This window comes from Chryseobacterium daecheongense, from assembly GCF_003729955.1.
In the GTDB taxonomy this organism is placed as follows: Bacteria; Bacteroidota; Bacteroidia; order Flavobacteriales; family Weeksellaceae; genus Chryseobacterium; species Chryseobacterium daecheongense.
On the sequence record NZ_RJTX01000001.1, the window covers coordinates 522309 to 537330 of the forward strand.

A 15022-nucleotide genomic window follows, 5' to 3' on the forward strand; every position below is an offset into this window, starting at 1 on the left:
ATACCGGATAATGCATAGATATCAATTACACTTCAAAAACCTGACCAAATATTTTTAATATGAGATGTAGAAAAGGATTTAATAATTATTACTTTTATCAGCTTATTATCTATCTTATCAATGCTTTTGCATTGTTAGCAAGAATCCGAACACTGTTTTCCATTTCTTCAAAAGTAAGATGCCCATATCCCAAACGCATGGCAGTAAGCTCTCTATTCTGATATAATAGGGTTTTGGGCAAAAAAAGATTATCCTGAGAGCATTTACGGCTCAGCTGCATCAGATTGAGAGGAACTTTCCATTCGATCCAGACAGCCAATCCTCCGGAAGGTTTACGAAAATCAATATAATCTCCCAAATGTTCATTCAACAATTCTATAAAACGGTCTCTTCTTTCCTGGTAAACTTTTAATGATTTCTTTAAATAACGGTGGATTTCCCCTTCCGCAATCATTTCTCCTAAAACCTGCTCCATGAGAATATCCCCCTGCCGGTCGATAATTCCTAAATATTTCCGCATTTCAGTCATCAGATTTTCAGGCGCTACAATAAAGCCTGTTCTAAATCCGGGAGCCAGAGATTTCCCAAAAGTACCGGTATAAATCACCATTCCTGTAGTATCTGCACTGGCCAAAGGAAGGATGGGACTCTTATCATAATGAAAATCATAGTCATAATCATCTTCAAGAATGGCAAATCCAAATTCGTTCGCCAGATTGAGCAGCTCCAGTCTTCTTTGGGCACTTAAGGTCACGGTAGTAGGATAGTGGTGATGTGGAGTAAGGTAGAGCATCCTGATCTTTTGCTTTTTACAGATTTCCCGGACTCCGTCTACACTGAGGCCTTCATCGTCGATGGGGACAGAAAGTATTTTTACTCCCTTTTTCTGAAAGATCATATTCACGGAAAAATAGCTCAAATCACCTACCAATACAACATCTCCCTCCGAAAGCAGTATTTCCGAAGCAATAAAGATGCTCATTTCAGTACTTCTCGTGATCAGAAGATTATTTTTTGAAATAGCTAAACCCCGTGATAAATTCAGATAATTGGCAAGATTTTTTTTGAAAAATTCACTTCCATCATGGTTATAATGTCCCAACATTTTATAGTGCCCTTTCCGTTTCATAATAGAGCTGTAAATCCGGGAGTGCTGATCAATTTGCGTTAAGCGGATATCCGGAACCCCGTCGTTGAACATATACTGGCAATCGGAATGTTCAAAAGGGTTATCTAAAATATTGGTAGTTTTAAATGAAAAGCCCGTCGATGAGGGATATAGTTGAAGATTGTTTTTGTTAAAGTTCCCAATTTTTAGAGGTTTTTCCTCATTTTTCCCGATAACGAAGGTTCCTTTATTAGGTAAACTTTCTACCCAGCCTTGTGCAAACAGTTCATCATATACTGCCACGATTGTATTTCTATGCACTTCCAAAATGCTGCTTAAAGCTCTCGTTCCAGGAAGCTTTGTTCCTAAGGGAAGCGACCCTCTCTGTATTGCATTGATCAATTGATGAGCCACCTGCATATAAATAGCAGTATCTGATTTTCTATCGATTTTAATAAAACTTTGATAAGGAGCTTCAACCGGACTATCCATAAACTAAAAACTGGCACCATATAACCATCCGGCAATATACTACATTTGGCCTAAAATAAAAAACAATGACATTCTCTCATCTATTGCAAAGAATTGTACAGAATCATGAAGTCCACGCCAAATGGCTGAATACGCTTTCTTTTATGGAAAATGCAGGAGCGAGGAAAATATCCGCTTGCGAACATCATTCTAAAGTGAACCTGATTCAATTAAAACATGCTGCTGAAGAACACCGTCATGCGTATTACCTCAAAAAACAGATTGGAAAAATCAATCCGGAACTGTGTCAAACTTACGAAAGCGTTGAGCTGCTTGCTTCCCATGCCACCAGACAATACTTGCATTCATTGGATATCCGGACCTGCCGTTATCTTCAGGACACTTTTCAGCTTACTAAAGAAGAACTGAAATATGCGGCTTATCTGTTTGTAACCTATGCGATAGAAGTTCGTGCTGATGAACTGTATCCGGTCTATCAGGATATACTGACCAAAGAATCCTCAAAAATTATGGTGAAATCCATCATTCTGGAAGAAGAAGGACATTTGGAAGAAATGATCAGTCAACTCGATGATTTTTCACCAGACTGGAAATCACATGCAGATCATATCCTGAAAATTGAACAGAAACTTCATGATCAGTGGATTGGTGCAATTACTCAGGAAGTAGAATATGAGTAATACCAGTCATTATTTTCAAACGGCATTAAACAAAAGGAGAGAAGAGGGAATCTTAAGATCATTACGCCCGCCAACTCACGGAATAGATTTTTATTCTAATGATTATCTTGGACTGGCCAGAAATGCAGAGCTACAAAACATATTGCTGCAACAAATCACTGAAACCCCCGAATTATTAGCCGGAAGTACGGGTTCAAGATTGATCAGTGGAAACAGCATCGAAGCCCTGACAACTGAAAAATTGATTGCAGACCAACATCAATATCCTTCTGCATTACTTTTTCAATCAGGGTATAATGCCAATTTAGCTTTATTATCCGCTTTGCCCAATCGTCATGACATCATTATTATGGATGAATTGGTTCATCGTTCAGTACACGATGCCTGCAGAATGTCTCATGCTACAAAACTAAAATTCAGGCATAATGACCTTGACAACTTAGAAGAGAAGCTAAAAAAACAGAAAGGACACTGCTATATTGCTGTTGAGAGCCTGTATTCTATGGATGGCGATCTGGCCCCACTTCAGGAAATTGCTGCATTAGCTGAAAAATATTCCGCTTCTTTATTGGTGGATGAAGCCCACGCTTTCGGTGTCTTTGGAAATGGATTGGTTTGCCAACAACAGTTGCAGGATAAAGTCTTAGCAACAGTCGTAACGTATGGAAAAGCACTTGGAGCTCATGGCGCCGCTATATTAACGAATGAATTAATTAAAGATTACCTGATCAATTTTGCATCACCCTTTATTTACAGTACATCGCCGCAGGATTGGCAATGGAGAATGATCAAAAATAATTACAGCTATCTCAAAAGCAACGATCTATCAACCCAACTAATGGAAAATATCAGAACGTTCCGCAAGCAGGGGTTATCAACCCTTTCATCTGAAAGCAGCCCTATACAGGCCGTTGTTATTCCTGACATCATGAAGTTAAAAAATGTACAGCAAGTATTATTAGAAAAAGGATTTCTCACTTATGCCGTATACAGTCCGACTGTGAAACCAGGAACAGAAAGGCTTCGAATCTGCCTGCATAGCTTCAATACTGAAAAAGAGATCATAGAACTAACCCAAATTATTCAACATCACATCTGATGAAAGAGAGACTTTTCATAACGGGAATAGGAACCGGAGTAGGTAAGACCATCTGCTCTGCGGTTCTGACCCGGTATTTTGATGCCGATTACTGGAAACCCATACAATCCGGCGATTTGCATTATACAGACAGTATGACTGTAAAAGACCTGACAGGAAATCATATTTTCTGTCATCCGGAAACATATCGTTTACAATTGGCAGCATCTCCGCATCAGTCTGCGGCAGAAGAAGGAATAACTATTACTATCAATGATTTCAACATACCTGAAACTCAAAAATCTTTAATTGTAGAAGGAGCAGGAGGATTAATGGTTCCACTATCCGATACAGAGTTCATTATTGACCTGATCGAGAAACTGAAACTCCCTGTAGCTCTTGTTATAAAGAACTATCTGGGATGTATCAATCACAGTCTGCTTTCCATGATGACAATAAAACAAAGAGGACTACATTTAAAATATGTCATTCTTAACGGGGCATTTCCTACAGATACAGAACGTATTATCTGCAATCATATAGAAAAAGAGACTGCCATTATCAGAATACCGGAACTCAACACCTTAACCCAAGAAAATATTGACACAGCATTAGAAAATTTAGAAATTATACAATGAATCAAAAAACAGAACTTAGGAATAATTGGACCAAAGAAGAAATAGAGGCCATTTATCATTTGCCTTTAATGGAGCTTATCTATAAAGCGGCCACCGTACATCGTGAATGGCATGATCCTTCAGAAGTACAGATCTGCACCTTGTTATCCATCAAAACAGGTGGTTGCCCGGAAGACTGCTCTTATTGTGGACAAGCTGCACGTTATCATACCAATATTAAAGTACAGGCTCTTCTGCCTACTGAAACCGTTATAGAGCATGCGAGAAAAGCTAAAGAAAGCGGTTCATCCCGTTTCTGTATGGCGGCAGCATGGAGAGAAGTACGTGATAACAGGGATTTTGACCGGGTAATTGATATGGTAAAAGGGGTGAACGATCTGGGACTGGAAGTTTGTTGTACCCTTGGAATGTTAACGGAAGAGCAAGCTGCCCGCCTTCAGGAGGCCGGACTACATGCATATAATCATAATCTGGATACTTCGGAACAGTATTATGAAGAAATCATTTCCACCCGTACTTTCGATAACCGCATCAACACTATAAACAATGTAAGAAAAGCGGGAATTACCGTTTGTTCAGGAGGTATTATCGGATTAGGGGAAACGCACAGAGACAGAATATCCATGATTCTCACGTTGGCGACCATGCCCAAACACCCTGATTCCGTTCCTGTCAATGCCTTAGCCAGAGTAGCAGGAACTCCTTTGGAAAACAATCCTAAAGTAGATACCTGGGAAATGGTAAGAATGATCGCTACGGCAAGAATTGTAATGCCGGCTTCTGTTATCCGCTTAAGCGCTGGACGTATAGAAATGGATGAAACGGAACAAGCATGGTGCTTTATGGCCGGAGCCAATTCCATATTCACGGGAGAAAGAGAAACCTTATTGGTAACTCCAAATCCGGGAGTTTCCGAAGATATGCAGATGCTTACAAATTTAGGACTAAAGCCAATGGTTAAAGAAAGTGTACCAGCAACATGCACAACGAACTAAAAAACAGAGACAAAGCGGTTAACTGGCATCCCTATACTCAAATGCAGACAGCAAAGGATGCCATTCCTATTGTCCGCGGAAAAGGAGTTTATTTATACGATAATGAGGGCAGAGAATATATAGATGCCATTTCTTCATGGTGGGTGACGCTTCATGGGCATGCCCATCCTCATATCGCTCAACGTGTAGGTGAACAACTGAACACACTGGAACAGGTCATTTTTGCAGGCTTCACGCACGAACCGGCTATTCATCTTTCGGAAAACCTGCTGAAATTGCTTCCTGAAAACCAACAGAAAGTCTTCTATTCCGATAATGGTTCCACAGCTGTTGAAGTTGCATTAAAAATGTGTATTCAATATGCCCACAATCGTGGAAAAGAAAAAACAAAAATACTGGCGTTCAAAAATGCTTATCATGGAGATACATTTGGAGCCATGTCTGTAAGTGGAAGAAGTGTCTGGACGCAGCCATTTAAAGATTTACTTTTTGATGTAGTCTTTGTAGATGTTCCCACACCTGAAAATTTAGAGTATGTAAAACATATAATTCTTGAGCTTAAAGACGAAATCGCCTGTTTTATCTATGAACCTTTAGTACAGGGAGCTGCGGGAATGCTTATGCATAACGCAGAAGATCTTAGTGAGCTGATGAAATTCTGCAGAATGCAGGAAATACTGATGATACAGGATGAAGTGTTTACGGGATTCGGACGGACCGGGAAATTATTCGCTGCCGATCATTTATCTGAACAACCAGATATCATGTGCTTTTCAAAAGGCTTAACAGGAGGTACAATGCCTATGGGGGTTACCACCTGTTCTGATGACATTTATAATACTTTTTTGTCTGACGATAAATATAAAACACTTTTTCACGGTCATTCATTTACGGCTAATCCTTTAGCCTGTTCAGCCGCTTTGGCGAGTATGGAATTGTTGTTATCGGAATCCACTCAGTCCAACATTCAGCGCATAACAGAAAAGCACCGTCAGTTTGCAAAAGTTCTCAGCACCCTGGATCAGGTTGAAAACGTAAGACAAACCGGGACTATTCTTGCCTGGGAATATACAACAGGAAAAGAAACTTCTTATTTTAATGAAATCGGGAAACTGCTGTATGAAGAGTTTCTTCAAACAGGAATTCTTATTCGTCCCTTAGGAAATATTCTGTATCTGGTGCCTCCTTATTGCATTACTGAAGAAGAGCTTGATATTGTATATGCCCAGATCATAAAGATCAGTTCCAGTTTTGAGTATCCGAAAACGGCTGATGCACCGGCAAACTTCCTACAGGAAAAATAAAGAAATTATTCATACCACTGATCGTAGCCTCCAAAAGCTGGCCTGAAAGAGTAGTATGACTTTCTTTTTTCAGAATCACATCAAGAAACAATTTTATTTCTCCATGAATCATGAAGAAATTACCCAGAATATTAATAATTGTATTGTGATTGAAAAATTCTCCATGTTCATTGTGTTTTTTGTGAGGATTGAAAAAATTCATGATGAGATCATCCGCAATACCTGCCCCGGAAATCTTACCCGCTATGATTTTCTGCTCCATAATAAAATGAGTCAGTCCGGTTATGATACTGACTCCTTCGTTAATATTCACAATATAAACATTCTCAATTTTCCTGGCCATCCAAAAACGGCCCCGTAAAAGCTGTACATCCATATAAAGATGATGAAAGTCTTAATAGTAGATTTTCCTATTTTGTATTTTCAATGCTTTATTTTTTTCCATATTCTTGATCACCCTGATAACGGTTTCCACTCTTAAACCTGTCAGTGAAGCCATTTGCTGTCTTGTTAAAGGAACCTGGAAAGAATAGGGGCTTTTATCTTCATGGTAGCTTTTGAGGTAATCCATGAACAATTTCAATTTGGCTTCCGGATTTTGAAAAGACAGATTATACAGCATGATATACTTATAATACATTCTCTCCGCAAGACACTGATAAATATTGGAACATACTTCAGGATTTTCCTGAATCAGCTTTAAAAAATGAGATTTGGGTAATTTGATAATGCTGGAATCTTCAATAGCTACAGCATTCATAGGATAAGGCCTGTCTATAAAAAGCAGTGATTCTCCGAAACTTTGACCGTCCGAAAAAAGATTCTGAATAAATTCTTTACCATCTTCATTATAATTATTCAGTTTTACCTTACCTTGCATAATCTGGAAATAATAAAGCGGAAATTCTCCTTCCCGGAAAATAGTTTCATTCGCTTCATACCTTCTAATTTCTCCTCCTAATGAAAAAAGTAAATCCTCAGTTATCATTTTATTAATTTATAAATGTTAGTTTAATCAGGCTTTTGCCCACTTTTAAGACTATATTTTCTCAATTTTATAAAATAATAAAGAACGGTTTTTTTCTATGAAACACCATCAAAGAATATACCACATATCTACCACAAATAATCAAATATTTTTGAATATCTTTTAAAAACCTTTGTATTTTTATTGATTATGATCATAAAAAACAATCATAAAACCTTATATTTTTGATGTCACAATAATAGAGAAGTTTTCAATGTCTTTTTTTAAAGTGTCGCGTGGTATGTATGTGGTATTTCAATTCGAGAAAATTTTAATCATTTTTTCTTTCTTTGTTCTTCATATTAAATTTTTATTAAATTCCTGATTGATTTTAAAATATAGAAACTAGAAAACCATGTATATCCTAAAACCTATCTTTAATTGAATTTGATATTGTAATAATGCGCCCCTCTGTATTTCTTTCCCGAGATTAGAATAGTAACAAAAGAATAGTAGAAAAAAAATCCTCCTGTTTCATCATTAAAATTAAAACAGTAGCAGAGGAATGAGTAGAGATGAGAAAAAATATTATGGACAACAAAAAACCTGAATTCAATTTAGAAGATTTAAATCAAAGATTTTTTGTTCAAGACGAGATTTTAGCACTGGCTAAGCAAAACTCACCTCGTCTTTTAAATAAATTCAGATTAGCCTATCCTGAATTTTTTGATAAAATATCTGCTATACAGCCCAATCTAAAAAATTCGGAGTTGATTTTCTGTATTTATTTGAAACTGAATCTTACCACTAAAGAAATTGCCACTTATACCTATGTAACTCCAAAGGCAATTCAGAACCGTAAAAATAGACTGAGAAAAAAGCTGAACATTCCTTCTGAAGTCGATATTTACAAGTGGTTCAATGATTTATAATTATTAAAATTGGATAGTCTTTTTATCAAGATCATGGTACAACAAAACATTCCAATGTTCTGTTGATGCTTTCTCCTGCCATAATTGTCTAAGCTCCTTAGCTTTTCTTCCGTCATAATCGCTCTTATAAGCTACATGGTACTTTAAATAAGATTCCTGCGGAAGATTATCTGATCCATAAAAAGCTGTTTCCTCATTTTCAGTGATCCAGAAGACCTGCAAATAAGGAGTATGGCCACCCACCACTTCATAAGTAATCTCATCTGTGATGTTTCCCTGATCATCATTCATCCAGACAATATGCGGAAGCTGAATGATTTTTTCAAGAATGGAATGATCAAACTGAGAATTGTCTGGATTTTCTCTGGCAAAGTCCAGTTCCCGCTTCTGAATATAAAGTTCTGCATTAGGAAAAACCGGCTCAAAACCCTGATCTGTCAACCGTATTGTACCCTCAATATGATCTTTATGAAGATGGGAAAATAAAATCTTGGTAATCTGTTCCGGACGGATGTTTTCCTGCTCCAGAATCTCAGATATTACAGTTTGTCCGTTTTCATTTTTCCATCCGATTCCTGTATCCAAAAGGATATAATCTTTTTCGGTAATAATGAGAAAGGGCTGTACAGACATCCTGATTTCATTGGCTTCATTAGAATTGTCCTCTGTTAAAAGAGTAAACACTTTGGCTGGGCTCACAGAGAAATTTCCTTCTTTTAAGGGTATGATCTTCATGATGCAAAGTTCCTTATTATTTCTTATACAAAGAAATGTTTCTGTCTATAGAATAGATCATTAAAAAGGATTATAATTCATGGATTTCCGAGTCTGTAAATACAAAATATTTTCCTTTTTTAGGGATATTTTTCGTGTCTAGTCCTGTAAACTCACTGAATGCGGGAAGAAGCAATTGCTGTTCCGTTTGGATGAAACAAGGGAGCTTGATATTCTTCACGGTAGAATTCAGCACAATTCCGGGATGGATATGTCCGGTAATTTGAAATTTAGGATGGGCAGTATCAAAATCATGCAGAAAAACTATACCGTTTATTTCCAGATGCTCCGCCTTGTAATTAAAACAGAGTTTTTCTTCCAAAGCCTTCGAAATTCTGTCGTGGTTTCCTTCCACAAGATAAAAGCTTATTTGTGAATACTGCTGTTTCCAGCTGCAAAACTCATCCACATCTGAGTTGTCTCCTGCATGAAGGAGATCTCCAACAACAATAAACTTTTCCGGGACAAAGTATTCTATCAGAACAGATAATCTTTCCAGATCACTTTTCATGATATGGTTGGCTATGGCAATTCCGTTTTTCCGGAAATGAGCAGTTTTTCCGATATGAAGATCAGAGAGGATCAATGCTTTTTCCTTCACCCAAAATACCGCCCGTTGATTGGTCAGGGTGAAAGTTTGATTTTGAATAATTATATTTTTAGTGGCCAGATTCATTGAGGAAATTAGAAGTTACAAAATTACTCATAATTCATAACTTATAACTCATAACTTATTTATTCGACTGTTTTATCAGCTGTTGTATCCTTGCATCTAAACCTTCGCTTGAAAGGGTTTGGCGTAAGCTGTCAATTTTAATCGGGAAGCTCAACGGAGTAAAAGTATGAGAATATTTTAAAACGATCTTTGAGCTCTCAATTCTTTTAAAAGCTTCCACAAGACGTTGCTCCTGTAGCTGCATATTGAAAACTTCCGTATAGGCTTGCCGAACGAGGAAATGATTCGGATCATGATCTTCCAGAACTTTAAAGATCAGGCCCGCAGAACTCTGCAAAGATTTATTAGACCGTTGCTGTCCGGGGAAATTCTGAATAACCATTCCGGAGATCACGGCAATATCCCTGAACTTTCTACGCGCCATTTCCGCAGAATTGATGCTTGAAATCACATCATTCATCAGGTTATCGCGGCTTAATACCCTGGACAGATTTCCCTCATGTAATGGGATTTCCTTGTCACTGAACAGTTCAAAACCATAATCATTCATCGCCATAGAAAAGGAGATAGGAGCCAATTTAGAAATCCTGTAGGCAATCAACGCTGCCATAACCTCATGCACAAGGCGCCCTTCAAAAGGATACATGAATAAATGATATCCTTCCCGGGTTTTGATCAATTCCACTAAAAACTCATCCTCTTTGGGAATATGAGATCTTTTCTCCTGATTCACCAATAAAGGATGCAGGAATTTTAATTCTTTTTCCGAAGCTTTTGGGTTTAAGGCATTGGATAATTTTTCTCTTAAAAAATGGCTTAAATTGGAACTTAAAGGCAATCTGCCGCCTAAATAACTTGGAACCAGGGCTTTTCCTTTGGCTGCACGTACATAAACAGTCATTTCTTTGATCATTGCCACTTCCAACACTCTTCCAGCCAGAATAAATTTTTCTTCTTTTTTAAGCTTTGAAATAAAATATTCCTCAATCATTCCAATATATCCACCGGAAATAAATTTCACCTTCATCATCGCATCGCTTACGATTACTCCCATATTCATCCTGTGAAGCATGGCAATTCTTCTGGAGGTTACTTTAAATATGCCGTCTTCCATAACGGTTACTTTATGATATTCTTGATAGCTTTTTAAGGCACTTCCGCCAATCGTCAGAAAATCCAGGATACTTTTCCATTCTTCCTCCATCATTTCCCGGAAGGTGTAGACTTTTTTGATCCGTTCATACACTTCATCCGGATAAAAACCATCTCCGACAGCCAATGTCATCAGAAACTGAACCAGAACGTCAAAGCATAATACCTGTGGTTCACGAGGTTCTATCACTTTTTGTTTTACGGCTTCTTTTAAAGCAGCCACTTCGATCAGCTCCAGAGAGTGGGTGGGAACACAGTAAATTGTGGACGTTTCAAAAGGGGAATGTCCGCTTCTTCCGGCACGCTGAAGAAATCTTGCAACACCTTTTGACGAACCTATTTGAATCACAGTATCAACAGGTTTGAAATCAATACCTAAATCTAAAGATGAAGTGGAAACAACTGCTTTTAATTTTCCGCTGCTTAAGTTTTCTTCAATCCATATCCTCAAATGGGCATCAATAGAGCTGTGATGAATAGCTATTTGCCCGGCAAAATCCGGATGGACATCCAACAACAACTGATACCACATTTCACTCTGGCTTCTGGTGTTGGTAAATACAATTGTTGATTTGGAATTAAGAATAATCGGGACAATTTTATCGGCCAGCTTAGCTCCAAGATGTCCCGCCCAGGGCAAGATTTCAACTTCATCCGGAAAAACGGGAATAATATCAATCTTTTTATGTTCTTTGGCCTTAACCGTTGTCTTTTTAATATCATAAGGAATCAATACTTCATGTGCCTCATCCAGATTTCCGATGGTGGCAGTGATTCCCCATATTTTGAGCTTGGGATTATATTTTCTTAACTGAGAAACAGCCAGCTCAATCATTACCCCGCGTTTTGAGCCTAATAATTCGTGCCATTCGTCGACGACAACACAATGCAGATTCTGAAAGAATTTATTGTGGTTTTTCTGCCCGAGAAGCAAATGAATGCTTTCCGGAGTAACTACCAGAATTTCAGGCATATTTTTAACTTGCTGCTGCCTTACTTTCGGATCGGTATCACCGTTTCGAACTCCTACCACCCAATCCAGCCCGATCTCATCAATGGCTTCCTGCATGGCTTTCGCAATATCTTTGGAAAGGGAGCGCAGGGGAGTGATCCATATCATTTTCAGCCCCTTTTTATATTTTTCAGGATGACTTAAAAAATCTGAAACCAAAGCCAGAAAAACAGAAAAAGTTTTCCCGAAACCGGTGGGAGCAACCACCATTCCGCTATAGCCATTTCCGAATTTACGCCACGTTTCCGTCTGAAATGTAAACGGGGACATCCTTTTCTCTTCCATCCATTGACGGATGATTCTGAAACCCTCGGTATGTTCAAATGCTGTCAATTTATTGTATCAGTTTTTTGATTTCTTCCAGTTCATCAATTTCATCCACTGTTTTATCTTTTCTCCAACGCACGATTCTCGGAAATCTTAATGCCACACCGCTTTTATGACGATTACTGAACCCAATTCCCTCAAAAGCAATTTCAAATACAAGCTCAGCTTTCACCGTTCTTACAGGTCCGAATTTTTCTATGGCATTTTTCGTTACAAAACGGCTCACTTCCATAATTTCTTTATCCGTAAGCCCGGAATAGGCTTTGGCAATAGTCACCAAGGAATCTCCGTTTTTCACGGCAAAAGTATAATCCGTATAATAAGCACTTCGCCTTCCGCTTCCTTTTTGAGCATAAATTAATACCGCATCAATAGTCAAAGGATTCACTTTCCATTTCCACCAGTCTCCTTTTTTCCGGCCGGAATGATAGGGTGAGTTTTTTTGTTTCAGCATTAGGCCTTCACTATTGATTTCTCTTGAATTTTCCCTGATCAGGTCAAGCTGTTCCCATTGTTCGAAAGTAATAGATCTGGAAATACTAATGTTTTGAGGCTGCTGATCTAAAAGCAGTTCTTCCAATATAGCTCTCCGAGCGGAAACAGGTTTCTCGCGAAGATCATTTCCTTCCAGTTCCAAAAGATCATATGCAAAAACTTCAATAGGAATATCCGTCATCATCTTTTTAGTGATGTTTTTCCTGTTTAAACGTTTTTGAAGCTCATTAAAATTTAAAACATTTCCTTCCTTCACCACTAAGATTTCTCCGTCAATTACGAAATTGCCTTTCATTGATTGTACTGTTTCCACAATTTCCGGGAATTGTTCCGTGATCATTTCTTCTCCTCTGGACCAGATAAAAACTTCATCATTTCTGCGGATGATCTGTCCCCGGATTCCATCCCATTTATATTCGATCAGCCATTCCTGAGGATTTCCAAGTTCAGGCAATTCTTTTTCTAGGGCATACGCCAGACAAAAAGGATAGGGTTTGGAATTATCCGGATTCACTTTCTCTGCCGAAATAAGCTCTTCAAAAGAGATTTCCTCAGGTTGCCATTTTCCCATAATGCTGTGCATTAAAACATTGGTTTCCTGGCCCGAATATTTGGTAAGTGCATTGATCAGTGTTTTATAAGAAACCCCGATTCTGAAGCTTCCTCCTAATAATTTATTAAAAATCAATCGTTCCGTATAATCCAACCCGTTCCAGGATTGCAATACAAACTCTTTTTTCTCGGCTTCGGTTCGATCTTTTAAATTGATAATATCCGTCATCCATTGGGACAGTGACCGTTCTATTTTTTCTGAAGGCGGCGGGAGAACTAAAGAAAGTGTTTCCCCCAAATCTCCTACAGAAGAATAACTTTCCTGAAACAGCCAGAACGGAAGCTTTGTTATTTCAAGCGCCCAATCTTTCATCAAATTGGTATTGACATTACGTTTGGGTCTTTTCCCGGTAAACAAAGCAATGAACCATACTTTATCTTCATCCGGCGCACGTTCCAGATAATCGACAATAGCATCAATTTTTGCATTGGTTTTATTGGTGCTTTCCAAGGCGTTGATAAGATCTGCAAAATGTTTCATTCTTCAGGGCTTTCAATGATTTCTTTTTCCGTTTCTTCTTCATCCTCACCAAAAAGGGTTTCCACCACATCAGATTTGATCCCGATTTCATTTAAATATTTTGAAAACACTTCGGTTTGTCCATGCGTAACATGCACAATTTCGGCTTCGGTAGCTTTAACCGCCTGAAGCAAACCGTTCCAATCGGCATGATCACTCATGGCAAATCCTGCATCGGCACTCCGCCACCGTCTTGCTCCCCGAACCTGCATCCAGCCTGAACAGATAGCTGTTGCCGCATTGGGAATTTTTTTGATCACATTGCTGTCCAGCAAAGCGGGTGGAACAATAACAATTTCGTTTTGTAACTGCTTGGCATTTTCTCTGAAATCGGCAATTTCATAATCCGGAAGTGTTATTCCCACTGTTTCAAAAGCTTCATTTAATTTTCCGATCGAGTAGTGGGTGTAGATTTTGCCTAATCCTTCCACAGCTTTCATGATCCGCTGAGCCTTTCCAAGAGAATATCCGATAAATACAGAAGTTCTTCCGTTTTCCTGGTTTCTTAATACCCAGCTTTGAAGTTTCTTATTGAGGTCTTCAATCTCCAACCAGTTATAGATGGGAAGCCCAAAAGTACTTTCTGTCACAAATTCATCGCACCTCACCAATTCAAAAGGAGTACTTAATCCGTCATCCTGAACTTTATAATCTCCGGAAATCACACTTACATAGCCTTTATACTCCAATCTGATCTGTGCCGAACCAATAATGTGCCCTGCAGGATGCATGGAAAGCTTTACTCCGTTGATATTGACCTCTTCACCATATTCCACACTTTGACATTCTATATCAGTTCCTATCCTTTGGTGTAAAATGGGTTTTGTGAAATGGTGGCAGAGATATTTTTTCATTCCCCAACGGGCATGATCTCCGTGGCCATGTGTAATAACCGCCATATCAACAGGTCTCCATGGATCTATATAGAATTTTCCTTGCGGGCAGTAAATGCCTTTTGATGTGAATGTGATTAGTTTCAATGGTGTGATCGGTTTTGTTTGATCATTCAAAAATCTAACCAAATTACTTTAAAAACAGTTATAAATCAAGAGAATTAAAAAAGCCATTCAAAAGGAACAGCTTGTATGGTTATTTTTCAAGACTTTTTTAAAGATCAATCCAGGCTCCGCCATTGTAGACCTTTTTAAATCCTTTTTCATAGATCAGCTCAAATGCTTTTTGTAAAATACTTAAACGGGTGGCTTCTGATTTTCTCATGATAATATGATGTACAAAAGAACAAATTTTTATTCTGATCTG

The 15022-nt window shown here is 38.2% G+C and carries 14 protein-coding genes; 6 read left to right on the forward strand and 8 right to left on the reverse strand.

Annotated features, from left to right (window positions below; genetic code table 11):
• Positions 1 to 109: 109 nt before the first annotated feature.
• Entirely contained in the window at positions 110 to 1600 is a 1491-nt protein-coding gene (locus tag EGI05_RS02395; RefSeq protein WP_123261465.1) for an aminotransferase-like domain-containing protein, read from the reverse strand.
• Positions 1601 to 1665: 65 nt separating this feature from the next.
• Here EGI05_RS02395 and EGI05_RS02400 point away from each other — a divergent pair, with 65 nt between their 5' ends.
• Genes EGI05_RS02400 through bioA form a run of 5 tightly spaced genes read left to right on the forward strand, consistent with a single transcriptional unit; the run spans position 1666 to position 6295 of the window.
• Complete coding sequence (locus EGI05_RS02400; protein ID WP_123261466.1) at positions 1666 to 2280, forward strand: hypothetical protein; 615 nt, start codon at positions 1666 to 1668, stop codon at positions 2278 to 2280.
• Positions 2273 to 3379: an aminotransferase class I/II-fold pyridoxal phosphate-dependent enzyme gene (locus tag EGI05_RS02405; protein ID WP_123261467.1), complete on the forward strand. Its 1107-nt coding sequence runs from the start codon at positions 2273 to 2275 to the stop codon at positions 3377 to 3379. The genes EGI05_RS02400 and EGI05_RS02405 overlap by 8 nt, the downstream gene beginning before the upstream one ends.
• Complete coding sequence (gene bioD, locus EGI05_RS02410) at positions 3379 to 3996, forward strand: dethiobiotin synthase (RefSeq protein WP_123261468.1); 618 nt, start codon at positions 3379 to 3381, stop codon at positions 3994 to 3996. Before EGI05_RS02405 ends, bioD begins: the two co-directional genes overlap by 1 nt.
• Entirely contained in the window at positions 3993 to 4991 is a 999-nt protein-coding gene (bioB, locus tag EGI05_RS02415; protein WP_123261469.1) for a biotin synthase BioB, read from the forward strand. Before bioD ends, bioB begins: the two co-directional genes overlap by 4 nt.
• Positions 4976 to 6295, forward strand: a complete 1320-nt coding sequence (bioA, locus tag EGI05_RS02420; RefSeq protein WP_123261470.1) for an adenosylmethionine--8-amino-7-oxononanoate transaminase — start codon at positions 4976 to 4978, stop codon at positions 6293 to 6295. The genes bioB and bioA overlap by 16 nt, the downstream gene beginning before the upstream one ends.
• Here the strand turns inward: bioA and EGI05_RS02425 are convergent.
• Entirely contained in the window at positions 6231 to 6671 is a 441-nt protein-coding gene (locus EGI05_RS02425; protein ID WP_134197384.1) for a PCC domain-containing protein, read from the reverse strand. The two genes, bioA and EGI05_RS02425, sit on opposite strands and share 65 nt — an antisense overlap.
• A gap of 18 nt (positions 6672 to 6689) precedes the next feature.
• The gene (locus EGI05_RS02430) at positions 6690 to 7283 is read right to left on the reverse strand and encodes a Crp/Fnr family transcriptional regulator (RefSeq protein ID WP_123261472.1); all 594 of its coding nucleotides are present in this window, start codon (positions 7281 to 7283) and stop codon (positions 6690 to 6692) included.
• Positions 7284 to 7852: 569 nt separating this feature from the next.
• Between EGI05_RS02430 and EGI05_RS02435 the strand changes: the two genes are divergently transcribed.
• A complete protein-coding gene (locus EGI05_RS02435) occupies positions 7853 to 8194 on the forward strand; it encodes a helix-turn-helix transcriptional regulator (RefSeq protein WP_134197382.1) in 342 nt (113 codons plus the stop codon).
• A 3-nt stretch (positions 8195 to 8197) separates the two neighbouring features.
• On the opposite strand, the gene EGI05_RS02440 is transcribed toward EGI05_RS02435, so the two are convergent.
• From EGI05_RS02440 to EGI05_RS02460, 5 genes are all read right to left on the reverse strand, one after another.
• Positions 8198 to 8929, reverse strand: a complete 732-nt coding sequence (locus EGI05_RS02440) for an MBL fold metallo-hydrolase (RefSeq protein ID WP_123261474.1) — start codon at positions 8927 to 8929, stop codon at positions 8198 to 8200.
• 70 nt (positions 8930 to 8999) lie between these two features.
• Positions 9000 to 9644, reverse strand: coding sequence for a ligase-associated DNA damage response endonuclease PdeM (gene pdeM / locus EGI05_RS02445; protein ID WP_123261475.1), 645 nt, complete (start codon positions 9642 to 9644; stop codon positions 9000 to 9002).
• A gap of 55 nt (positions 9645 to 9699) precedes the next feature.
• Positions 9700 to 12093, reverse strand: a complete 2394-nt coding sequence (locus EGI05_RS02450; protein ID WP_166668326.1) for a ligase-associated DNA damage response DEXH box helicase — start codon at positions 12091 to 12093, stop codon at positions 9700 to 9702.
• A 49-nt stretch (positions 12094 to 12142) separates the two neighbouring features.
• Entirely contained in the window at positions 12143 to 13723 is a 1581-nt protein-coding gene (locus tag EGI05_RS02455; protein ID WP_123261477.1) for an ATP-dependent DNA ligase, read from the reverse strand.
• Positions 13720 to 14742: a ligase-associated DNA damage response exonuclease gene (locus EGI05_RS02460; protein ID WP_123262555.1), complete on the reverse strand. Its 1023-nt coding sequence runs from the start codon at positions 14740 to 14742 to the stop codon at positions 13720 to 13722. The genes EGI05_RS02455 and EGI05_RS02460 overlap by 4 nt, the downstream gene beginning before the upstream one ends.
• Between the last annotated feature and the right edge of the window lie 280 nt (positions 14743 to 15022).